General features: G+C 73.2%; 17 protein-coding genes and 1 riboswitch. Of the genes, 8 read left to right on the top strand and 9 right to left on the bottom strand.

What is annotated here, in order from left to right; genetic code table 11:
• Window positions 1–25: 25 nt before the first annotated feature.
• Complete coding sequence (locus DFQ13_RS01665; protein WP_035281582.1) at window positions 26–457, bottom strand: DUF5997 family protein; 432 nt, start codon at window positions 455–457, stop codon at window positions 26–28.
• 57 nt (window positions 458–514) lie between these two features.
• Between DFQ13_RS01665 and DFQ13_RS01660 the strand changes: the two genes are divergently transcribed.
• Both DFQ13_RS01660 and DFQ13_RS01655 read left to right on the top strand, forming a co-directional pair.
• On the top strand, window positions 515–1,246 hold the full coding sequence (locus tag DFQ13_RS01660; protein WP_110078540.1) for a LysR family substrate-binding domain-containing protein: 732 nt from the start codon (window positions 515–517) through the stop codon (window positions 1,244–1,246).
• Window positions 1,247–1,610: 364 nt separating this feature from the next.
• Window positions 1,611–2,705 (top strand): hypothetical protein, encoded by a 1,095-nt coding sequence (locus tag DFQ13_RS01655; RefSeq protein WP_146241022.1) that lies wholly within the window; start codon window positions 1,611–1,613, stop codon window positions 2,703–2,705.
• A 56-nt stretch (window positions 2,706–2,761) separates the two neighbouring features.
• Here DFQ13_RS01655 and DFQ13_RS01650 read toward each other — a convergent pair whose 3' ends face one another.
• From DFQ13_RS01650 to DFQ13_RS34320, 5 genes are all read right to left on the bottom strand, one after another.
• Window positions 2,762–4,900 (bottom strand): tetratricopeptide repeat protein, encoded by a 2,139-nt coding sequence (locus DFQ13_RS01650; RefSeq protein WP_052021038.1) that lies wholly within the window; start codon window positions 4,898–4,900, stop codon window positions 2,762–2,764.
• Between the two features lie 73 nt (window positions 4,901–4,973).
• Window positions 4,974–8,477, bottom strand: coding sequence for a tetratricopeptide repeat protein (locus DFQ13_RS01645; RefSeq protein WP_181399790.1), 3,504 nt, complete (start codon window positions 8,475–8,477; stop codon window positions 4,974–4,976).
• An 82-nt stretch (window positions 8,478–8,559) separates the two neighbouring features.
• Window positions 8,560–11,355: an ATP-binding protein gene (locus DFQ13_RS01640; RefSeq protein WP_110078537.1), complete on the bottom strand. Its 2,796-nt coding sequence runs from the start codon at window positions 11,353–11,355 to the stop codon at window positions 8,560–8,562.
• A 172-nt stretch (window positions 11,356–11,527) separates the two neighbouring features.
• Complete coding sequence (locus DFQ13_RS01635) at window positions 11,528–11,836, bottom strand: aldolase/citrate lyase family protein (RefSeq protein WP_267897632.1); 309 nt, start codon at window positions 11,834–11,836, stop codon at window positions 11,528–11,530.
• Window positions 11,837–11,914: 78 nt separating this feature from the next.
• Entirely contained in the window at window positions 11,915–12,766 is an 852-nt protein-coding gene (locus DFQ13_RS34320; protein ID WP_233438219.1) for an aldo/keto reductase, read from the bottom strand.
• On the opposite strand from DFQ13_RS34320, the gene pdxA reads away from it, so the two are divergent.
• From pdxA to DFQ13_RS01615, 3 genes are all read left to right on the top strand, one after another.
• Window positions 12,741–13,943, top strand: a complete 1,203-nt coding sequence (gene pdxA, locus DFQ13_RS01625) for a 4-hydroxythreonine-4-phosphate dehydrogenase PdxA (protein WP_219994219.1) — start codon at window positions 12,741–12,743, stop codon at window positions 13,941–13,943. The two genes, DFQ13_RS34320 and pdxA, sit on opposite strands and share 26 nt — an antisense overlap.
• Before the next feature lie 11 nt (window positions 13,944–13,954).
• The gene (locus DFQ13_RS01620; RefSeq protein WP_110078535.1) at window positions 13,955–14,584 is read left to right on the top strand and encodes a DeoR/GlpR family DNA-binding transcription regulator; all 630 of its coding nucleotides are present in this window, start codon (window positions 13,955–13,957) and stop codon (window positions 14,582–14,584) included.
• A 75-nt stretch (window positions 14,585–14,659) separates the two neighbouring features.
• Window positions 14,660–17,344, top strand: coding sequence for a type 1 periplasmic-binding domain-containing protein (locus DFQ13_RS01615; protein ID WP_110078534.1), 2,685 nt, complete (start codon window positions 14,660–14,662; stop codon window positions 17,342–17,344).
• 44 nt (window positions 17,345–17,388) lie between these two features.
• Here the strand turns inward: DFQ13_RS01615 and DFQ13_RS01610 are convergent, their stop codons facing one another.
• Window positions 17,389–17,769 carry a TetR/AcrR family transcriptional regulator gene (locus DFQ13_RS01610; protein ID WP_219994217.1) on the bottom strand — a complete coding sequence of 127 codons (381 nt, stop codon included), beginning with the start codon at window positions 17,767–17,769 and terminating at the stop codon, window positions 17,389–17,391.
• Here DFQ13_RS01610 and DFQ13_RS01605 point away from each other — a divergent pair.
• A complete protein-coding gene (locus DFQ13_RS01605; protein WP_110078533.1) occupies window positions 17,759–18,289 on the top strand; it encodes an SDR family NAD(P)-dependent oxidoreductase in 531 nt (176 codons plus the stop codon). The genes DFQ13_RS01610 and DFQ13_RS01605 overlap by 11 nt on opposite strands.
• Window positions 18,290–18,324: 35 nt before the next feature.
• Here DFQ13_RS01605 and DFQ13_RS01600 read toward each other — a convergent pair whose 3' ends face one another.
• Both DFQ13_RS01600 and DFQ13_RS01595 read right to left on the bottom strand, forming a co-directional pair.
• A complete protein-coding gene (locus tag DFQ13_RS01600) occupies window positions 18,325–18,996 on the bottom strand; it encodes a DUF998 domain-containing protein (protein WP_219994215.1) in 672 nt (223 codons plus the stop codon).
• On the bottom strand, window positions 18,993–20,231 hold the full coding sequence (locus tag DFQ13_RS01595; RefSeq protein WP_146241020.1) for a lipase/acyltransferase domain-containing protein: 1,239 nt from the start codon (window positions 20,229–20,231) through the stop codon (window positions 18,993–18,995). Before DFQ13_RS01595 ends, DFQ13_RS01600 begins: the two co-directional genes overlap by 4 nt.
• Window positions 20,232–20,392: 161 nt before the next feature.
• Between DFQ13_RS01595 and DFQ13_RS01590 the strand changes: the two genes are divergently transcribed.
• Both DFQ13_RS01590 and DFQ13_RS01585 read left to right on the top strand, forming a co-directional pair.
• Window positions 20,393–20,944 (top strand): isochorismatase family protein, encoded by a 552-nt coding sequence (locus DFQ13_RS01590; RefSeq protein ID WP_110078531.1) that lies wholly within the window; start codon window positions 20,393–20,395, stop codon window positions 20,942–20,944.
• Window positions 20,945–20,988: 44 nt separating this feature from the next.
• Window positions 20,989–21,127, top strand: a riboswitch (cobalamin riboswitch).
• A 14-nt stretch (window positions 21,128–21,141) separates the two neighbouring features.
• Window positions 21,142–22,731, top strand: a complete 1,590-nt coding sequence (locus DFQ13_RS01585) for an ABC transporter substrate-binding protein (protein WP_233438218.1) — start codon at window positions 21,142–21,144, stop codon at window positions 22,729–22,731.
• Window position 22,732: the final 1 nt, after the last annotated feature.

Below are 22,732 nucleotides of genomic sequence, written 5' to 3'. Positions count from 1 at the left end.
CGTGTGTGCTGTGTGGTCAGTCCCGTCAGCGCGGGCGGTGCGGCTGACCCTTGCGCTTGACCGGCTTCGCGGCCTCCGCCGCCTTCTCGGCCTTCTCCGCCTTCAACCGCGCGGTTTCCTTCCGGACCTCGGCCTGGACAGCCCGCTCCTGCGCCAACCACTCCGGCCCCTCGGCCTTCAACGCCTCAACCTGCTCGGTGGTCAACGGGTCGGTGACGCCACCACGGGCAAGGCCGCCGATCGAGATCCCCAGCTTCGCCGCGATGACCGGCCGCGGGTGCGGGCCGTCGCGGCGCAGGTCGCGCAGCCACTCCGGCGGGTCGGCCTGCAGGGCGTTCAGCTCGTCGCGCGAGACGACCCCCTCCTGGAACTGCTCGGGGGTGGCTTCGAGGTAGACGCCCAGCTTCTTCGCCGCGGTCGCGGGCTTCATGGTCTGGGGGGTCTTGGGCGACGTCATGGGTCCAGGGTATCGGGCGTGTGCGGCACCCCCGATCACGCCCGGTAATCTGACCGGGTGACAGCGCCCCCGTTCCGGCTCGGCTACGTCCCGGGCGTGATCCCGGGCAAGTGGGTGCGGACCTGGAACGACCGCTTCCCCGAGGCGCCGCTCACCCTCGTCCAGGTCCCCGCCGCCGACGCCGAGGCCCTGATCCGCGACCGCGCCGCCGACGCGGCCCTGCTGCGGCTGCCGATCGACCGCACCGGCCTGCACGCCATCCCCCTCTACACGGAGACGACGGTCGTGGTGTTCCCCAAGGACCACCTCCTGGCCGCGACGGACGAGGCGTCCACCGAGGACCTGACCGACAGCGTCGTCCTGCACCCCCTGGACGACACCCTCGACTGGGACCGCCCCCCGGGCGAGGAAGCCTTCGAGCGCCCGGCCACCACCGGCGACGCGATCGAACTGGTCGCGGCGGGCGTGGGCCTGCTCGTCGTCCCCCAATCCCTGGCCCGGCTGCACCACCGCAAGGACCTCACCTACCGCCCCCTGACCGACGCCCCGGAATCCCGGGTCGCCCTGTCCTGGCCGGAGGACGAGACGACCGACGCGGTGGAGGAGTTCATCGGCATCATCCGCGGCCGCACCGGCAACAGCACCCGGGGCCGCACGCCGACACCACCGGAACCCAAGCGCCCGGACAGCACCCCCCGCAAACCCGCCAAGCCCAAACCCACCGGCACGGCCAAGCACCGCAGCGGCAACCAGACGGGCAAGCGCGGGAAGCCCCGCAAGCGGTCGTAGATCAGGGGCGGGAGGCGCGGACCGGCACGAGCAGGGTGCGGGTGGGTCCGGAATTCCGGCTCCGGAAACGACACTCAACGCCCCCACCAGGCACGATGCGCTCCTCAGCACCGGGATTCCGGAGTTCCGAGGTGGAGGGGTCATACCGCCGCACGATGTTCCCGTTCACGCTGCGGCGGCTCCCAGCCGGTTCGCGCAGCCCGACCGGAGGAGCATCGAGTTGTCGACACCCGACATCCCCGCCCGTACCGATCAAACGACCGAGCACAGGCGCGTGATCACGACGGGCGATCCCGTGGCTGAGCTGTGGCTGTCCCGCCCGGGCATCAAGAGGGTTTTCGCCCCCTGTCCCCACGACCAGGCCGTGAACCGCATCCTGGACGTCATCCCCGCGCTGGAGAGCGACTTCCGCGTCCAGGTGGTGCTGGGCGTTCCCGACACCGGGTACCGGTGGTACGGGGTCGAGGAGCGCGTGCGCGCACTCGGTGGTCTGGTCATCCCCTGGACCCAGGCGGTGCGGACGCGCTTCGACCTGGTGATCGCCGCCTGCAACTGGGGGATCGCGGAACTGGACGGGCCGGTGGTCCTGATGCCCCACGGCGCGGGGAGCCTGCGGTCCCGGGTCGGGCACGACGGCGGCTCCGGCGGGCACGGCCTGCACCCGGGAGAGCTGATGCGCGGTGACCGGGTCATCCCGGCCGCGCTGGCACTGGCGACCGACGACGAGGTGGTCGCGCTGGCGCGCTCTTGCCCGGAAGCGATCCCGCGGTCGATCGTCGCGGGTGACCCGTCGTTCGACCGCATCCTCGCGGGGGTGCCGTACCGCGGCGCCTACCGGAACGCGCTCGGCGCTCGACCGGGTCAGCGCGTGGTGGTGGCCACGACGTCCTGGTCGGAGCACTCGCTGTTCGGCAACGACCCGCTGGTGTTCTCCCGGCTGGTCGAGGCACTGCCCACTGAGGACTACCTGGTGGTGGCCGTGCTGCACCCGTTCATCTGGCGCGGGTACGGCCGCCGACAGGTGCTGGCCTGGTTGGCGGCGGCACGAGCTCGGGGGTTGGTGGTGCTGCCGCCGGAGGAGGGGTGGCGGGCAGCGCTCGCTGCCGCTGATGTCGTGGTCGGCGACCACGGCTCGGTGCTCCAGTACGCGGCGGCCATCGGGGTGCCGACCTTGATGAACACCGGTTCGCTGGTCGACGTGCGACCGGGCAGCACGGCGGACGTCGTGTCCCGCGTCGCATCCCCGCTGCGGCTCGACCGCTCGCTGCAGGCGCAGGTCGAGCGGGCGCTGGCCGTGCGGGCGAACGAGCCCGACCCCGAGGTGGTCGGACTGATCACCACCCGTCCCGGTGCGGCGCTGGGCATCCTGCGGCGCACCTTCTACGGGCTCATGGGGCTGTCCGAGCCGACCCACGGCGTACCCGTCTCCCCTGCGCCGAGGCCGAGGCCGATCAGGTGACCGGGACCGCCGGGCGGGTGGGCGGCCGTCGGACGCGAAGCTGCGTTCGCGGACGCTCACCCGGCCCGGTGCGCCGGGGGTTCGTCATCCAGGGCGTCCAGCCGGGCGCGGATGTGCTCGGCCTTCGGGTCGCCCAACGCGGTGTAGGACTCCAGCGCCTCCTGCCAGTGCTCCCTGGCACCGGAGAGGTCGCCTGCGCCGACCTTGACCTCGGCCAGCTTCTCCAGGACGTGGACCCGCAGCACGAGCGACTCGGCGGCCGGGAGCGACGCCAGCCCCTCCTCCATCTCGACCACGGCCTTCCCGACAGCACCCTGCGCGGCGTGTGCGGCACCGAGCCCGACGAGGGCTTGGGCGTGGCAGTGGCGATCAGCCAGGGTCGCCGCGATCCGCGCCGATCGCCGGAAGTGGTCGATGGCGGCGCTGTGCTCACCCTGGTCGACCAAGGCGTACCCCAGGTAGCACAGCAGCAGCGCGACGCCGCGTTGCTGACCGTGCTCTTCGCTGAGGGCCAGGGAGCGGCGGTAGAGATCCACCGCCTCCGACGTCCGACCACCGCGGTGCGCGGAACTCCCGAGCCCCTCCAACGCCGTCGCCTGCCCCTGCCAGTCGCCCGTCGAACCGGCCAGGTCGAAGGCCCTGCGGTACAGCGCCACGGCCTCGTCCAAGGCGCCGGTGCGCGTGCGGACGGCGGCGGTCTGCAGGAGGCTCCGCACCTCGGCGGCGCGGTTGCCGCACCGAGTCGCGGACTCGATCGCGAGGGTGCCCGTCCTCTCCCACTCCCCGTGGTGGCCGCGGTGCAGGAACAACCCCCAGAGCGCTTCGTGGAGTTGCCAGACCAGGTCGTCCCACCCCCGGGCGAACGCGGCCTCCGCGCACGCCACCAGGTTCGGCACCTCCCGCTCGAGCCAGTCCAGGGCGGAGGCGGGGGTGTCGAACCGCGCCGCACCGGGTGCGCCGTACCGCTCACCGAGGTGCGGTCGCAACGGGGTGACCACGCGATCGGCTGCCACGGCCCGGTCGAGGAACCGGGACACCACCGACCGCAGGGCGCGGGACCTCTCCGACTCCACCTCGTCCCGCTCCGCGCACCGCCGGGCGTGCAGGCGCAGCAGGTCGTGGAATCGGTAGCGGTCGTACGGCAGGTCGGACACCACGTTCGCGTCGACCAGTGCGTCGAGGAGCCCGTCCGCGTCCGGCGAACCGGTGAGGGCCGCGACCACGTCGCGGTCGAACTCGGTGCCGGGGTAGAGCCCGAGCAACCTGTAGAGCCTCGCCGCCGCCGGGGGGAGCCAGCGGTAGGACAGGTCGAAGCACGCCGCGACCGAGAGGAGGTCGTCTTCGGCGGCGAGCGCCCCCAGGCGACGGCGCTCGTCCCCGAGTTCGACCGCCAGGTTCGCGAACCGCGAGTGCGGTCTGCTGGCCAAGCGGGCCGCGACGACGTGCAGGGCGATCGGTACGCCACCGCAGAGCACGGCGACCTCCCGCGCGGACTCCGGCTCAGCCGCCACCCGCTCCGGGCGGACGGCGCGCCGCAGCAGCTCCACCGCCGCGTCCGGCGCCAAGGCTCCGAGCTGGACCACCCGGGCCCCGTCGGCGACCAGGCCGCCGAGCCTGCGCCTGCTCGTCACCAGCACCGCGCTGTGCCGGGAGGCGGGCAGCAGCGGCCGGACCTGCGCGGTGGAAGCGGCGTCGTCGAGCAGCACCACGAGCGCCTTGACCGCGGTCAGCGAGCGGTAGAGCGCCGACCGCTGCTCGATGCCGGGTGGGAGGTCCGCGGTCGGCACACCCAAGCCGCGCAACAACCCACCGAGCACGTCGACGGGCGCGGTGGCGCCGAGCGGGCCGTGCGCCGACAGGTCCACGTACAACTGCCCGTCGGGGAACCGGTCCGACTCGCCGAGCAACCAGTGCAGCGCCAACGCGGTCTTGCCCACACCACCGAAGCCGGTAACGACTGCCAGGGCGGGTCCACCCCGGTGGGAATCGTCCGCGAGCGCGGTCGACAGCTCCCGCACCTCGTCACCCCTACCGGTGAAGTGCGCCGGGGCCGCAGGGAGTTGACGCGGGACCACGACCGGCGCGGACTGCCGTTGGTGCACGTGGATGCCCCCGTGCACGGAACCGGCCTGGAGCACCGATCCGCCGACCGGGTGCGACAGCTCGTTGACCACGCGGAGACCCGACCGGTCCACGGCACACCTCCTGCTCAGAACCCCCCAGCTTAGTTGGCTTCCGCGGTGCGCGGCCCTCGCACGTGACGAAGGTTCATCCGGTGAGGTCGGCCAGCACCCGCTCGGCCACGAGCATGTGGTCGGTCACCAGTTCCGGTGCCTCGCGCCCGACCCGCCGCACGATGTCCACCGCTTCCCGCGCGGCTGTCCGCGCCTCGGTGGCACGACCGAGCCCGGACAACCCCAGGGCCAGCGTGGTCAGCGCGCCGGAGAGGTACGGTTCCCAACCGGGTTCCTCGGCTGTTGCGGCGCGCAACCCCGCCACCGCCAGCCCACCCAGCTCGACGGCCTCCCCGTGACGGCCCAGCCCCGCCAGCAGTCGGCCCACCGTGCCGCACGACACCGCCGTGTGCGCCGCGTACGAGTCGTCCTCCTCGGACAGCAGCCGCAAGCGCGACCAGGCCTCCTCAGCACGGGCCAGCGCTTCGTCCGCACGGCCGACCTCACCCAGGATGAACGCGAGGTTGTGCAGCGCGTCGGCGGTGTTCGCCGCGTGGAGGTCGCCCTCGACCTCTTCCACCCCGCGGTAGCGGGTCACGGATTCCTCCGCCGGAGCCACCGCCTCCTGCGGTCTGCCCGCCTCGGACAGGAACGACGCCTGGTTGTAGAGAGCCATCGCGAGGTTGGGCTCGAACGGTCGGGGGTCGATGGCGGCGAGGTGCCGGTAGTGGGTCACAGCCTCCGCGGCCACGTCCACCGCGAGATCCCGTTGCCCGTTGTCCGCCAGCGTCTTGGCCTGGTGGTGCAGCGTCAGCGCCAGGTCGGGTTGGTGGGCGTCGGGGTCGGTCTCGGCCAAGTCCCGGTAGGTCGTGACCGCCTCGTCGGCGTACCCCGCCGCCTCCCGCCGCTCCCCGAGTGCCGAGCAGGTGACGGAGAGGTTGTGCAGCGCCCCCGCGAGCTGGGCCAGGAACGGAGCGGAATTGGTCTCGACCAATTCGCGGTAGAGCCGGACGGACTCCTCGGCTGCGGCGAGCGCATCGCGTGCCCGCCCCGGGTCGGCGCTCAGGTACGCGGGCAGGTTCTGCAGCGCGTCAGCCAGATCCGGCAGGTGGGCAGCCGGATCGGCCGCGGCCAGTTCGCGGTAGATGCCCACCGACTCCGCCGCGGCGACGAGCGCCTCGTCGTCCGCACCGAGGTCCGATCGGGAGGCGGCGATGTTGTGCAGCACCTGCGCGAGAGCCTCCCTGGCGGTGGGTGCGCCCGCGGTCACCAGCGCCCGGAGCACATCGGCGGCCTCCTCCGCGTACTGGAGCGCCTCGGCGTGCGACCCGAGTTCGGCGAGGGCTTTGGCCAGGCTGTTCAGCGCGTTGGCCAGACCGGGCAGATCCGGTTCGGTGGTTCCGGGCCCGAGCGCCCGGCGGAGGTCGACCGCCTCGCGCGCGTGCGCCAACGCCTCGCTCCGCCTGCCCGCCCTCGCCGACTGCAGGCTCAGGGTGTTCAACCACGACGCGAGTCGTCGGCGGTGGACCGGGTCCCGCGCGGTGGCCCGGCGAGCCTCCCCGACGGCGAGCGCGGCGTTGGCCAAGGCCTCCTCGTACTGCCCGGCCCGGTCCAACCGCATCGCGAGGTCGCCGTGCACCGCGGCGCGCCGGACCGGGTCCGCCTCCGTCGCCAAGCGGTGCTCGGCCAGTCGCCGCGCGACCGCCGCCGCGGCCACGTCCGTGGTCACGTCGCGGGTCTGCGGGAGCACCGGTTCGACGGCTTCGAGCACGGCGGGATCGAGGTCGGGCAGGTCGGTCAGCCGCGTCGCCGCGGCGCCCCCCGCGACGAGGAGCAGGTGCGGGTTGGCCAGCAGGAGCGGGTTGAGCAAGCCGGTCGACAGGTGCGGGTGGCGGTGCGCGGCCTCGGCGAGGACCGTCAACGCGGCGGGGGCCCAACTCCGCGCCATCGCCGGGTCCGGGAGCAGGTCGGTGGTCAGCGCCTCCGCCGCGGACACGACGCGGGTGCCCGCGCCCGCGGTGGTGGCGGCCGTGGCCCAGTCGTCGACCTGCCAGTTGAGCTGTGCGTGGGGGTGACCGGGGGTGGTGAGTGCGACGAGGTCCTCGCCGAGCCGGTCCGGGTGCAGGGGTTCGAACACCGTGCGCGGGTCGGCGGACGGGTAGCACGCGAGGTGATCGTCGATGAGGTGGTCCGCCGTGCTCGCCGAGTCGGCCAGGTCGGTGCGGCGCAGCGCCAGGCGGGCGTGCGGGCGCGGCAACGCACCAGCCAGGGTCGCGACGTAGGCGAGCCTGCTCATCACCGGCGGGCGGGTGAAGCCACCGCGGGCGGAGTGCAACGCGTCCCAGGTGGCGTACTCGCGGCACAGCAGGTAGTCGGCCACGGACACCAGGTCCAGTGGCACCGCGACGTCGCGCCACCGCGCGTCGACCGCGGCCAAGGCCGCCATCTGCACCGCCAGGACCTGGGCGTACCCGTCGCGGTCCAGGTCGACCGGCAGCGGCACCTCGGCCGGATCGGCGTCGACCCCGAGCTGCGCGGCGAAGTGGCCTGCGGCCAGGCGGAACATCGACAGCCGGGCGGCGGGCTCTTCCGTGAGGGAGGCCAGCGGCCACTGCCCGGTGGCGTCGAGGCCGTACGCGGTGTCGAGTCGCCCGACCACGGCGGGCCACCAGTTCTTCGCCGTCCGGCCCAGCAGGAGCACCCTGGCTCGGGTGCCCCGACGGCGGGCCAACTGCTGCAGGGTGCGCACCAACGTGATCAGGTCGTCGGAGGGCCACCGGTCGGCGTAGTCGACCACGGCCAGCACGTCCGCCCCCGGGGCCAGGGGGACAGCGCCCTCGGTGGCTTCCGGGTCGTTCCCGGAGTCCACCGCCGCCGGGCTGTGCCGGACCTGCCACACCGCCCACTGCCCGCCGCGGTGTTCGGCGGCCACCCGGTCCGCCAACCGGGTCTTGCCCTGCCCGCCCGCGGCGTGCAGCAGGCGGACCGATGTGTGCTCGGGTTCCGCCAACCACCTCCCCAACGCCACCTGTTCGGCGTCTCGACCGGTGAACGGGACGACGGCGAACCTGGGTTGCAGCAGCCGCGACGGCCTGGCCCTGGCCTGTTCCACGGACAGGGCGGGCACCGGGCCGGGCACGCGTTCGACGTCGAACGGCGAACGGCTGAAGTCGAGCGCCGCGTCACCCGCCGGGCGCTCGATGAGCACCGCACCCTGCAGCACCACCCGCTCGACACGAGCCCGGCCACCCGGTTCCCCGCCCCCGGCGCGCGCTCGGCGCGGCTCCGGGCGGACGCGGTCGTGCAGTGCGACCAGCTGATCGTGGTGGGAGAGCAGGTCCTCTCCGGTGGCCGCCCGGATGACCTCGTCCACGTCCCACGCCGCGAGGCAGCGCCGCACGTACGACTCGACGAGCCCACGGTCGGGCACCACCGCGCCCCCACCGCGTTCGAGCGTCGAGAGCGTGCTCTTGCTGCTCGCGATGTCCGGGGCCAGGGACTCCAGCGTCAGGCCTGCCCGCTTGCGCAGGTCCCGCAGCCGGGCACCGAACTCGGCCAGTCGCGCCCGCCACGGGTCCCCGCCGGTCGTGTCGTCCACCTGGCAACCCCCTCCACGCGTACGAGGGTGGAGGTGATCCTCGCGCGCCACCGACCCGGCACGGGCCCGGTGGGCACCCCCGTCATTCCAGCCCCGCCTCAGCGGCGAGTCCAGCGGCCTTGCCCGAGCCGATGCGCCGGTGGATCGCCACGGCCTCCCGGAAGGCCCGGTCCGCCGCCTCGTGCTCGCCCAGCGCCCTGGCAACGCGGGCCATTCCCGCCAGCGCCGATGCCTCCTCCGCCGGTCCCGCGATGTCCCTGGCCAAGCGCAGCGCCTCGGCGTACCTGCTCCGCGCGGCACCCGGATCACCCGAGGCCAGGTGCCAGGCACCGTACGCGCTGGACGTCGCGGCCTTGCCGTACCGGTCGTCGAGCTTCTGGTAGAGCGCCTCCGCCTCGTCGAGGAGCGCCAGCGCACCCGGCAGCTTGCCCGAGGCCGTCAGCAGTTCGGCGAGTTCCCTGCGCACCGCGGCCTTCCCCGCGGGCTCGCCGAGTTCTTCGTACAGCGCCAGCGCCGCGCGCAGGGTTTCCTCGGCCCGCGGGAACTCACCCAGGTGGCGCAGGGCGATCCCCAGCTCGATCATGGCCATGGCGACACCCGCGCGGTCGCCCAGCCCGTCGTAGGCCCGCACGGCGGCCTCGAGGCTGTCGCGAGCCTCGGCGAAGCGGCCACGGGCGACGTCGATGCTGCCCAACAGCGACAGCACCTGCGCCTCCCCCAAGCGCATGCGCAGGTCTCGGAAGAGAAGCTGGGCCTTCGTCGCCGCGTCGTGGGCGCGCTCGTAGTCGTCGCTGAACAGGAAAGCGTGGGTGAGGCCCTTGAGCGCGGTCGCCTGACCCGGGTGATCGCCGAGCTCCTCGTAGATCCGCAGTGCCCGGTTGTTGGTGTCGACCGCTTCCGCGTACTCGTCCTGGTAGTAGTGCAGCGTGCCGAGTTCCACCAGGACGGCGGCGACCCCACGAACGTCCCCAGCCTGCTCGTGCGCTGCGAGCGCCTGCGAGTACGCCTCCTCGGCGTCGGAGTAGTCCCCGGTCTGCATCCAGGTCTGCCCCAGGCTCATCAGCGCACGCGCCACCCGGCTGTGGTCGCCGAGCTCGGTGAAGATCTTGACCGCGCCGCGCAGCACGACCTGCGCCCGCTCGTAGTTGTCGGCGTAGAACTCCGTCTTGCCGAGTTCGAGCAGTGTGCGCCCCTCCACCTCGGGGACACCGAGCGCACGCGCTGCCCCGACCGCGCGGTGGTGCACCCGCAGCACCAGGTCCCAGGGGCCGGTGCGCCTCAGGTACGGCGCGAGAGCGAGTGCGAAGCCGACGACCCGCTCCGGTTCCTCCGCCCAGTCCAGGCAGATCAGCAGGTTCGCCCGCTCCTCGTCGGTCCAGTCCATGGCCTGGGCGGCATCGGCGAACCGGGGGAGTCGGCTCGCGGCCCCGGTGTCGGTCTCGTCATCGCGCGAACCGCGCGCCAGCAGGTCGCCCGCGATGCCCGCCGCCTGCTCGTAGAAGTCGAGCAGAGAGGCCAGCGCCGCCGCGGTGGGGTCCGGATCGTCGAGTCCGACCAGCGCGCGGGCGTACTCGGCGATGAGGTCGTGCATCCGGAACCTGCCGAGGAGGATCTCGTCCACCAGGTGCTCGTGGTGGAGGGCGTCGAGATGGGCCTCGGCTTCGTCGGGGTCGATCCCGCACACCGCCGCGGCCGCGAAGCGCTCGATGCCCTCGCCGGGGTGCAGGCCGAGCAGGCGGAAGAACCGCTGCCGCCGGGGTGGCAGGTCGCGGTACGACAGGTCGAACGCCGCGGCGACCGCGCGGTCCCCCGACCGGAGGGCGGGCAGCCGATTCCCGGCGTCGGTGAGTTCCTCGACCAGCCGGGCGACGCTCAGCGCTTTCCGGTTCCGGAAGCGGGCCGCCAGGATCGCGAGGGCGAGCGGCAGCCGACCGCACAGCCGCACGAGCTCCCCCAGCGCCCGCGGTTCCGACACCGGGCGCGCGGCCAGGTCCTGGAACATCCGCTCCGCCTCGTCGGCGCTGAGGGGGGCCAGGTCGATCGACACCACGTCCAGCTCGACTAGCCTGCGCCTGCTGGTCACCAGCACCAGGCAGCGCCCCTCACCCGGCAGCAGCGCCTCCACCTGCGCGTGGTCCGCCGCGTTGTCGAGGACCAGCAGAACCCTCTTCCCGCTGAGGACCTTGCGCCAGAGTTCGGCCCGCGCCTCGACACCCTCGGGCAGGTCGAGCGGGTTGACCCCGAGGGCGGCCAGCAGCGAAGCCAGCGCGTCGCGCGGGTCGACCGGCGCTCGACCGGGGCTGTGGCCGTGCAGGTCGAGGAACACCTGCCCGTCGGGAAACCGGTCGGCGAGCAGGTGCGCGGCGTGGACCGCGAAGGCGGTCTTGCCGACCCCGGGCATCCCGTCGACCGCGTGCACGGCGATGACGCGGTGCGAGGCGGTGTCCACCTGCTCGGCGGTCTCGACGAGCAGGGCCAACTCGTCCACCCGGCCGGTGAAGGCGTGCACGTCCCGTCGGAGCGTGCTCGGCGCTCCCCCCGGTGGCGCGTGCTCGGGTCCCGCGATGTCACCGAGCTGCTCGTGGAGTGCCTCGAGCTGCGCGAACGCGACCCACACCGCCCTGCGCCGTTCCCGCAGGACGGCCTCGTCGGCCGCGATGGCACCGAGGCAGTGGTCGACGTAGTGCCGCACCACGTCCCTCCTGGGCGGCCGGGCTCCCACACCGCGTTCCAGGTCCGACAAGGCGGAATCGGAGGCGGAGATCGCCGCGGAAACCGAGCCCTGCTTCAGGTTCGCCTCGACGCGCAGCGACCTGAGGACCCGACCGAACCCCTGCCGCGCCGCTCTCCACACGTCATCGGAACTGGCAGGCACCATGTCGCGGACCTCCGTGGGCGGTGGCGGTTCGGCCCGGGCACCACAACCCGAGGGGCCTCCGACGTCCCAGCCAAGCGTACTGACGGAGGTATGTCGAGGCGGCACCGCCACCGGGCCCGTCGGGACCGCACCCGTCCTCGGGTTCCACCGGGACCGAGGGCCGCGCCCGGCGTCAGGCGCGGGCTGCCGCCAGGTGGGCGGCCGCGATCTGCTCCAGGTGGGTGAGGTCGGAGGCGACCGTGGCGAAGGTGTAACCGTCACCCAGGCGGCGGGCGGCGTCCTCGCCAGCGGAGGTGTGGATGCCCGCCGCGATGCCCGTGTTCGCGGCGGTTTCGCGGATGGTCGTCAGGGCCGCCTCGAACTGCTCGGCCACGGCCGGGTCGCCGGGGAAGGCGCCGCCCACGGCGATGCGGAGGTCGGACGGGCCGACGTAGACGCCGTCGAGGCCGGGGGTGGCGCAGATCTCGGCGATGTCGGCCAGGCCGGGCGGGGTCAGCGGTTGTAGACGGGCATCGGGCCGCGCAGGACGGCGCCGACCTCCACGCAGGCGGTCAGCACATCATCGGGCAGCGGACCCCGGGCCGCGGCCTCGACGTTCTGGCGCAGGTGTTCGACCTTCGAGCCGCCGAGCAGCAGCGCGTGCACGTCGGGGGGAGCCCGCGAGCCACCGCAGCGCCAGTTCGGTGAGGGGGATGCCCGCCCCGGCGGCGATCGCGGTCAGCCGCTCGACGGCGGCGAACAGGTCGGCGTTCCAGTAGCGCTCGCGGTACATCGCGGCGAAGCGGGAGTCGCCGAAGCGGCCGGTGGTGGTGTCCTCGGTGAAGGTGTGCCTGCCGGTTAGCAGGCCGCCGCCGAGCGGGTTGTAGACCATTGTGGACAGGCCGGTGGCGCGGGCAAACTCCAGGTACTCGTCCTCGACGCGGCGAAGATCCCCGTTTGCGACGCGGAGACCGACGCCGACCTGGACGCCGTCGTGGCCGCCGCACCACCGTGGGTGGCCCTCGCGGGCTCCGGCGGCCTCGCCGCCGCCCTCGGCCGCACCCTGCTGCGCGGAACGCGCACCGACAGCCACCCCACCACCGACGTCCACCCGCTCGTCGTGGTGGGCACCGCGGAGGCGACCGCCGACGCGCAGGTGCGGGCGCTGGTCGCCACCGGGGTCACCGAGTGCGCGGTGCCGGTCACGGTGCTGCTCGCCGACGACCCCGAAGCAGCCCGCGCCGTCGCGGCGGCGCTGGAGGCGGGGCCGGTCGTGCTGCGACCCGCCCGGGACGCTCCCGTGCGGCCCGAGCAGACCCGACTGGTGTCCGCCGCGCTCGCGCGGCTCGTCGCCCGGGTCGTCGGACCCACCACTGGCGCTGACCGGCGGGGAGACGGCCCGCCGGGTGCTCGACGCGCTCGGGGTCCGCACCCTGACCCCGCTCGACTCCGTGCACCACGGCGCGGTGCGCAGCCGCGCGGACGGCGGCAGGCACGTCGTCACCCGCCCGGGCAGCTTCGGCGGCCCGGGATCGCTGATCGAGATCGCCGCCGCGCTGCGCGGCGGCGCCCACCCGACGGAAGGCACGCCACCCATGAGCAGCTCCACCACCCCGCTGATCGCCGTGACCATGGGCGACGGCGCCGGGGTCGGCCCCGAGGTCGTCGTCGGCGCGCTGGTCGAGCCGCGGCCGGACTGCCGCCCGGTCGTGATCGGCGACGCGGCCCGGCTGCGCGCGGCGGCGGGGGTGCTGGGCCTGGAGCCCGACGTCGTCGTGGTCGAGCGGGTCGCCGCCGCCGAGTTCACCCCGGGTCGGATCAACGTCCTCGACGTCGGGCTGCTGCCCGCCGACCTGCCGTGGGGCGAGCTGTCGGCCGTGGCCGGGCACGCCGCCTACGAGTACGTCCGGGTGGCCGCCGAGCTGGCGCTGGCCGGGGAGGTCCAGGGCATCTGCACCGCGCCGCTGAACAAGGAGGCCCTGCACGCCGCGGGCCACCGCTACCCCGGGCACACCGAGCTACTGGCGCACTTCTGCGGCGTTAACGAGGTGTCGATGATGCTGAGCACGCCGAAGGTGCGGGTCATCCACGTGACCACCCACATCGGCCTGCTCGACGCCATCCGCCGGATCGAGCCGGGCCTGGTGGAGCGCACGGTGCGCCGCGGGCACGAGGCGCTGCGCCGGGCCGGGGTGGACGAGCCGCGCATCGGCGTCTGCGGCATCAACCCGCACGCCGGGGAGAACGGGCTGTTCGGGTACGGCGAGGAGGAGGAGGAGGAGGAGATCGTCCCCGCGCTGGAGGTGCTGCGCGCCGACGGCATCGACGTGCACGGCCCGCTGCCCGCCGACACCGCGTTCTTCGTCGCCGGTCGCGGTGACTACGACCTGGTCGTGGCCATGTACCACGACCAGGGGCACGGGCCGGTGAAGGTCCTGGGCATCGAGGCCGGGGTCAACATCACCGTGGGCCTGCCGGTGATCCGCACGTCGGTCGACCACGGCACCGCCTTCGACATCGCGGGCACCGGCGAGGTTGACGTGCGGAGCATGATCGAGGCACTGCGCCAGGCGGCGCGGATGTCGCCGAGCCCGGCGGCGACGAGCTGAGGGGACCGACCGTGTCGAGCGATGGCCAGCGCCAGGGGTCGCGGTGGCGCCGGGAGCAGATCGTGCGCCTGGCGTCGACCGGCGCACTGACGTCGGTGGAGGAACTGGCCGCCGAGTTCGCGGTGACCGCGTCGACCATCCGCCGCGACCTGGCCCAGCTCACCGCCGACGGCAGGCTGGCGCGCACCTACGGCGGGGCGATCGCGCTGGACCCGCACCCGGAGACCACCCTGCGCCAGCGCATCGGCGACGCCTACGCGCAGAAGCAGGCCATCGCCCGGTGGGCCGCCGCCCAGGTCCGCCCCGGGGAGAACGTGGTGCTCGACGCGGGCTCCACCACCGGCGCCCTGGCGCTGGAGCTGCGCACCACGTCCCCGCTGACGGTCGCCACCACGGGCCTCACCGCGTTGCAGGCCCTCGCCGACGTCGAGCAGATCCACGTGCAGTGCCTCGGCGGCACCCCGCGGCACGTGTCGCAGGGCTTCGTGGGGCCGCTGACCGAGGCAGCCCTGGACCGGATGACCTTCGACCGCGCCTTCCTCGGCGCGGACGGCGTCACCGCCGACCCGGACGCCCTGGCGCCCTTCCTGGCGGCGGGCGTCGACACCGTGGTCGTCGACAGCTCCGGCAACCGGGTCTGAGGCACCACGCCGCGCGGGCTGGACACAAGTTGTCAAAGCCTCATCCTGGCGGGCGCGGTGCCACATAATGTCCGGATGACGACGGACGCGGCGCCCCGGGTACCCGCCCGCCGACGGTTTCGGGGGCTGTCGAACCTGGTCGGGCTGCTCATCGGCCTGGTGGAGCGCCCCAGGTGGCTGGGGCCGAAGAACAGCGACCTGCGCGGCGACCGGCCGCTGCCGCTGGTGTGCCTGGTCGGCCCGTCCGGCGCGGACGTGCTCGACGGGCTGGCCGAGGGCATGTCCGGTCGGACCCGGAAACCGCCGTTCGCGAGGGTGGTCGCGGAGAAGGGCTCGGAGCAACCGGACGAGCCGGGCGACCGGCAGCCGGTGCTGCCGCTGCTGGAGCAACTGCGCCAGGGCCTGCGCCTGCCGGTCTACGGTTCCACGCGGCGGGCCCGCTTCCGCCACTACCACCTCGTCGACTGGCTGACGCGGCGCTCGGCGGGCAAGGCGGTGCAGCGCGACGAGACGTTCCCGACGGTGCAGGCCCTGCGCGAGTGGCACACCAAGGGCAGACCGTCGGCGCTGTCCCCCGAGACCGGGGGCGACTCGCTCTGGCTGCGGCTGCTGACGCTGGTGCCGGACCTGTTCCGACTGGCCCGGTTCGGCCTGTGGCGCACCTTCGGCGAGCCCCGGTGGCTGATGCGGCAGCCGTTCATGATGCCCGGCCACTCCACCCGGTTCGTCGACTTCGCCGACCGGCTCGCCGACGACCGGCGCGGCCGGGAGAGCGCGACCCAGGTCGAGAAGCTGCTGGTGCACGCGTTCCTGCAGGACCTGCGCGCCGAGTTCCGGCCGAGGCGGTTGCGGCCGCGCCGGTGGCGGCACACCTCCCACGTCGTGGTGCTGCTGGAGGGCATCACCCAGGGCAACGGCGGCTGGAAGCTGCTGCGCCTGATCAACGACGTGCGCAACGAGTCCACCGAGCACGACCCGCTGCTGGTGGTGGCGACCGCCCAGCGCAAGCCGGACGACCTGCGCCCCGGCGAGGCGCCGTGGCGCGCGCAGGAGGCCGGGGCCGCGCTGGAGGCGTGGGAGAACGGGCTCCCGGTGGGCAGGCAGAAGCTCAGCGCCGACGCCCGCTTCCTGTTCCTGTCCGTCCCCGACCCCGGCGGCGACGGCCCCAGCGACGCCGACGACGCGGCCTGGCGGACCTGGGACGGCCACCAGTCGCCCAAGCCGCCCGTGCTGGCCCGGCGGTGGGCACTGGTGCTGACCTTCGCGCTGGTGGTGATCGCGCTGGTGAGCGCCGTCGTCCTGCCCGCCGCCCAGCGCTACGGCAACGGCTGCCTGCCGCTGACCATCGGCGACGGGGTCGCGGTGCGCTGGATGGACGACCTGGACGAGTGCGTCGGCTACAGCGACGACGCCAGCCAGGTCTTCGGCACCGACGAGCGGCTGAAACGGGCCCAGCGCGACCTCTTCGCCTCCAACCGCGTCGCCGAGGACCTGCACGAGGCGAGCGGGCGGCCACTGGTCAGCCTGGTCTACTTCGGCGACCTGACGCACGCGGAGGAGTCCCCCGGCACCGACGCGTCCATCGCCGAGGAATTGGAGGGGCTGCACATCCAGCAGCGGGCGCTGAACGTGGAGAACTACGACCGCCCACTGCTGCGGATCGTGGTCGCCAACGGCGGCGAGGGGATGCTGACCGCCCGCACGGTGGTCGACGACCTGCTGCTGCCGATGATCGACGAAGACCCGTCGGTGCTCGGCATGGTCAACCTGGGCCTCACCACCGACGCCACCGAGAGCGCGCTGGGGGCGCTGGGCGACCACGGCGTGCCGGTCGTGGCGACCACGCTCACCGGCACGATCCTGCCGTCGCTGTCGCCGCTGTACTTCCAGCTCGTACCGCCCAACGGCACGCAGGCCCGCGCCATCGCCGGGTACGCGGCGACCCTGGGCGTCCGGCGGGTCATGGTGTACCACCCGAACCTGAGCGACAACTACCTGCGCACCCTGGTCGAGGAGAGCGCGAATGCGTTGCGGGAGCGGGGGATCCTCTCCACGCCGAGCAGTTGGGGTGATCAGGTCGGCGAGATCGTGCCCGCCTGCGGCGCGGACACCATGCTGTTCTACGCGGGGCGGGAGAACGACTTCCGCAACTTCCTGATCAAGGTCGTCACCACCTGCGGCAAACCGGGCCAGGAACAGCCGATCGTCGTCGGGGACGACACCGTGTCCCGGTTCATGGCCCAGCAGAGCGTGCGCCAGGACATCAACCTCGCGGGCCGGCCCGCCTCCTTCGTGTCCCTGGCCCCGAGGGTCGTGCTCGCCGAGGGCAAGTGCCGCCCGGGTGGAACGGGCGAAGCGGACGACCAGGCGCTGACCGCGTTCTGCGAGGGCTACCGCAAGCTGCCCGAGGACAAGCGCTCCGGCAGGCCGTGGCCGGGCGAACGCGTCGGCCTGGCCTACGACGCGGCGGGCCTGTTCGTCCACGCCGTCGAACTCAACCAGCAGCGCCGCCGCGTACCGGACCCGCTCGACGTCCCGTCGACCACCCAGCCGCCGTACTCGCCCAACCGGGGCGCCATCGCGCACGAGATGCGCGGGTTCAAGGACTACCAGGGCGCCACCGGCACCATCGACTTCACCACCTCCGCGACCGGCGCGACCCGGCCGGTGGGCATCCTGACCGTGGACAACGTGGGTGACGACAACGCCCTGCCGAGGTGCGCGTACGAGTACGAGAACAACGTCGGCAAGAGCTGCTGAGAGGTGTCCCGCAATTGGTCGGCGAGGGGTGATCGAGACGCTGATCAGCGTTTGCGCGATCCGGATCGCGGACGCCCGCTCCACGGTCTCGGCGATCGCGTCGGTGACGAGGTCCGCGAAGCGGAGCGGCGCGGTTTCGACGATCCCACCGAGCAGGTCCGGGTTCTGCTCGATGACGTTCGTGACGTCCCGGCCCAACGGTCGAAGGCTCCGGCCAGGCGCTCGCGCAGCGGCCGATCGGTGGCGGCGAGGAACGCCTCGGCTGCGGCGAGGTCCTGTTCCAGCGCCCGGGTGAACGCGGCCCGGAACAGCGCTTCCTTGGACTCGAACAAGAAGTACAGGCCCGGCCGGCAGATCCGGGCCGTTCGCGCCACCTCCTCCATGGAGGTCTTGCGGTAGCCGTGGCGGGCGAAGGTGAGCAGCACCGATTCGAGCACCGCGTCCCGGTGGCTCGCGGTGCCGGCGTTCGACGTGACCGGCGCGTCCTCGGGAATCGGCGCCGAAACGGCCCGCGCCCTCACGGCCTCCGGCGCCGAGGTGACCCTCGCCGTCCGGAACGCGGCCGCCGGTCGAGCAGTCGCGGACGCCATCAGCCGACGAGCCGCCGACGGGATCTTCGCGAACGCGGTGAACCCCGGCGGGATCGTGACCGGGTTGCAGCGGAACTTCACCCCGGCGCAGAGGCGGTCCCTCGACGCGGCCGAAGCCGCAGGCGTCTTCGGCTACAGGACGATCGGGCAGGGCGCCGCGACCACCGTCGTCGCCGCGGTCGCGCCGCAGTTCACCCGCACGGGCGGGCACTACCTCGACGACGCCCGGGAGGCGTACACCGTGCCCGACGACGCCACCATGGCCGACCACCCGCACGGCGTCAAGGAATGGGCTCTCGACCCCGCCACCGCGCAGCGCCTCTGGGTCGTCTCCACCGAGCTGACCCACGGCTGATCACCAGCGTGGCCGCGACCCGCTCGACACCGCCCTCAGGGCATCGGGGTGCGGCGGAGCCAGACGAGTGCCGCAGCGGCGGCGACGAGTTCCCACGCCTGGATCGTGTAGACCGACAGGCGCTCCCAGATGCCGTCCGGCAGGAGGTCGATCGCGGTCGTCCCGGAGTCGACCACGAGCATCACCACGCTCACGATGCCCACGACTCCGAGGGCGAGGCTCAGGGCTGAGACGCCGTGGCGTGCTGTGCGGCTGGCGATGATCGCGGTGAGGTTGCCACCGATGATGGCCATGGCCGCGCCGATGACGTGGAAGGCGGCAAGTCCGCTCTCCAGGGCTTCCTGGCTGCCGGAGAAGATGCCGACCAGGGCGATCCCGACGCCGTGGACGACCGCGAGCACGACGAACCAGCGGCGGTGCCGCACGGGCGCCGCTCGGGCGGCGAGGAGCGCGGCGACAACGAACAGGACGCCGTGGGCGATGAAACCCGCGTTCATGACCGCGTGCAGCGGTGAGTCGATCGCACGCCCGTCGACCGTCGCGACCTCCGGGACGCCGAGGTCGCTGATGTAGTTCGTCGCGTAGGAATAGCCCGGGAACGCTGATGCGGCGATCGCCTCGGCGATCAGGTATACCGCCACCGCCAGGAGCCAGCAGGACACCGCGCCTGCCAGCAGGGCGCGGGAGGCCGGTTGCCCGGTGCTCACGGGGTCTGGAGGGTGGCGACCAGGCGGTCCAGCACCTGGGGGTCGTTGGGGAGGGCGAAGTGGTCCACACCGGGGTTGTCGGTCAGGGAGAAGTGGTGGTGGCGCATGGCGTTCCAGACGCGGACGGCGTCGTTGGTGAGGTCTTCCTGGTTGCCGTCGCCGTCCCGGGTGAGGAACTGGGGCGGGGTGAGGAGTTGGCCGGTGCGGAGGTCGGGCAGGGTGGCGCCCACCACCGTCGACAGGCCGGAGCCCTTCTCCGCGTGGACGTCGACGTTCGGGAACCACCGGGGGCTGGTGAACTCCACGAATCCCACGTAGTGGCGGGCGATCTCGGCCGCGACGGGGAGGTTCGCGTCGGCGAGGAGGCGGGGGTGGTCGCGGGGCGTGTAGGAACGGCCCGTCGACCGGTCGGTGAGGACGACCTCCCGGTCCCCGAAGACCTCGGGGTCGGCGGCGCTCATGTAGGTGGAAGGGGCGGCCTGGTACATGCGGGCGCTGCTCTCGGCGTTCTCGACCGTGGTGGGGTAGCCGAAGTCCTGGATGTTCAGGCCGGTGAACAGGGTCGGGTACAGCAGGCCCTGGCCGGGGAAGTTGCCCGCGATCGGGGTGAAGCCGTGGATGTGCCGATCGCGCCACTCGCGGGTGGTGTGGGTCAGGAGGTAGTGGGCGTACAGCGGGCCGTTGGAGTGGCCGACGAGGTGGACCTTCCGGCCGCCGTTGGCGCGCACGGTGTCCTCGATGAGGCGCACGGTCCGGGGCAGGAAGCCGCCCATGTCGGGGGTCAGGCGCGAGTCGTAACCGGCCACCCGGATGTCCCGGTCGCGGACGTAGCCCACCGACTCCAGCCTGCGGTACATGGTTTCGTAGAAGGGGGCGCTGGAGGTCCGTCCGAAGTCGACCAGGCGCACGCGCACCCCGGGTTGCTCGGAGAAGCGCGCGGACATCGGCACCGCCCGGTCGGCCCTGTACCGCAGGGTCAGCAGCTTGTCCTGGCACACCTGGCTGAAATCGGCGCTCGGCCGGTCGTTGCGGTACCAGTCCTGGAAACGGCCGGTCCTCGGGCACTCCGGCGCCGCCGTCTGGCCCGCCACCACGACTTCCAACCTGTTCAGGTGGAAGGCCGGGAACAGCACCACCGGCACCCGCCCGACCGGGGCGGCCGAGGCCACACCGGCGAGCCCCGTCAACGACAACAGCACGACCAGGGCGATTCGCGCCCACACCTTCGCCTTCACCGGCAGTTCCCCCGACTCGCACTCGACCACGAGCCGCCAAGGGTACCGGTGCGTGATCGGATTCGCACTCTTCGTATCCACAGGCCGTTCCGCCGCGAGAACCCGGCAATTCTGTCGGTGCCCGGTCCTACGGTGGACGCACACCGACCCCGAGGAGCGACATGACCACCCTGACCGACCGCCCGAACACCGCGCTGCTCGTCATCGACGTCCAGAACGGGGTCATGGCGGGGACGCACAACCGGGAGGGCGTCATCGCCAACATCGCCACCCTGGTCGACCGGGCCCGCGCGGCGGGCACGACCGTCGTGTGGGTGCAGCACCACTCGGACGAGTTCCCCCGGGGCAGCGAGAAGTGGCAGTACGTCCCCGAACTGGTCCAGGACGAGTCAGAACCGTTGGTGCACAAGGCCTACGCCGACTCCTTCGACGACACCGACCTGGAGGCCGTGCTCGCGGCACACCGGGTGGGCAGCCTCGTCGTCAGCGGCGCGCAGACCGACGCGTGCATTCGGGGCACCCTGCACGGGGCGATCACCCGAGGCTACGACGCGACGCTCGTGGCCGACGCGCACACCACCGAGGACCTCTCCGAGTGGGGCGCACCGGCGCCGGACAAGGTGATCGACCACACGAACCTCTGCTGGGACCACCACACCGCTCCTGGGCGCCGGGCGGGAACGGTCAAGACCGAGTCCGTCACCTTCGGCTGAACCGGAGCGGACGTCGCACCGTGCCCGGAGTCACGTGCCACCGGGCACGGGCCGTGGGCTACGGTCCTCGCACAACCGAACAGTCCCCCGGCGGGGGAAGCCGGTGCGAATCCGGCGCTGACCCGCAACCGTGAGTGGCCGCGCGCCACGAGTCGGAATGCCCGCCCGGGAACACGAACAACCCTGTCTGTCGCGGAGTGCGGAACGGGTCCCCGTTCCGCGCCGCGCGGACGCCCGGGACAGCACTCGCCGTCCCGGAGGTCGCCACCATGGTCCAGTTCTCCCGCCGCGCGCTGCTGGGCGGTGTCCTCGGGGCCGCCGTCCTCGGTCCCCTGACCGCCTGCGCGGGCCCCGGTCCCGCCGCGTCCGGGCGACTGCGGGTCGCGTTCGCCGCGGGCGGGTCGAAGGAGACGCTGGACCCGGCGCTGGTGTCGCTGTTCGTCGACCAAGCGCGGGCGAAAGCCCTGTTCGACACCCTCGTTGCCTACAACGCGGACATGTCGCTGCGGCCCCGGCTGGCCGAGTCCTGGGAGAGCGACCCCACCGGGCGGCGGTGGCGGGTCAAGCTGCGGAAAGCCGCGTTCCACGACAACAAGCCGGTGACCGCCGAGGACGTGCTCCACAGCCTGCGGCGGGTGGCCGACCCGGCGGTGGCGTCGTCGTCGCGGCAGTACTTCGCCACGGTGGACTTCGGCGCGAGCCGGGCGCTGTCCCCCACCGAGGTGGAGTTCGTGCTGGCCGCGCCGGACTTCGAGTTCGCCTCGGGGCTGGGCGCTCCCGGGACCGAGATCGTGCCCGCGGGGACCACGGACTTCACCGCCCCGGTCGGTTCGGGGCCGTTCCGCTTCGGGTCCTTCACCCCGGGCGGCCCGGCCGTGTTCCACGCCTGGGAGGGTCACTGGGAGGGTCGGCCGACCGTGGCGGAACTGGAGTTCGTCCCGGTCAACGAGGAGGCGGCGCGGGTCAACGCCCTGCTGTCCGGCCAGGTCGACTACGCCCACGACCTGGCGACGGGCACCGCGGCCCGGCTCACCGGCGAGTCCGGGGTGTCGCTGCTGGAGACGAGGCTGACGACCATGCAGGGCGTGGCCCTGCGGCTCACCGAGCCGCCATTCTCCGACCCCCGGCTGGTGCGGGCCGTGCTGCTGGGCGTGGACCGCGACGAGCTGAACCGGATCGCCCTGTCCGGGCGCGGCGAGGTGGGCAACGACCTGTTCGGCAAGGGCCTGCGCGGGTACGCCGCCGACCTGCCCCAGCGCAGCCGGGACGTGGACGCGGCCCGCGCGCTGGTCCGCGAGGCCGGTGCCGAGGGCTTGGCGTTCCCGCTGGAGACCAGCGACATCGACCCCTGCTTCGAGACGGCGGCGACGCTCATCTCCCGCCAGCTCTCGGAGATCGGCCTGGTCGTCACCCCCAGCACCCGCGCGTCGAGCACCTACTTCACCGAGATCAAGACCAAGGGCGTCGCCGCGCACACCCGCACCGCCACCCTGCCCGTGCCCACCTTCCTCAAGCAGCGCTTCCGCACCCGGGGCTCCAGCAACACCAACGGCTTCACCTCCCCCGACTTCGACGACCTGCTGGACCGCGCCGTCGCCACCGCCGACGAGCGGCAGCGGCTGGCCCTGCTCGCCGAGGCCCAGCGGATCACCCACGACCGGGCCGGGCTGCTCGCCTGGGGGTTCAGCAACTGGACGGTGGCCACGTCGAAGCGGGTGTCCGGTGTGGTGGGCGCCCCGCCGAACACCGCCGACTGGGCCAGGTTCGACCGCGTCACCCTGTCCTGAG

It is taken from the genome of Actinokineospora spheciospongiae (assembly GCF_003182415.1).
Lineage (GTDB): Bacteria > Actinomycetota > Actinomycetes > Mycobacteriales > Pseudonocardiaceae > Actinokineospora > Actinokineospora spheciospongiae.
The sequence above is the reverse complement of the archived record's forward strand: the minus strand, read 5'-3'. Positions and strand labels throughout refer to the sequence as shown.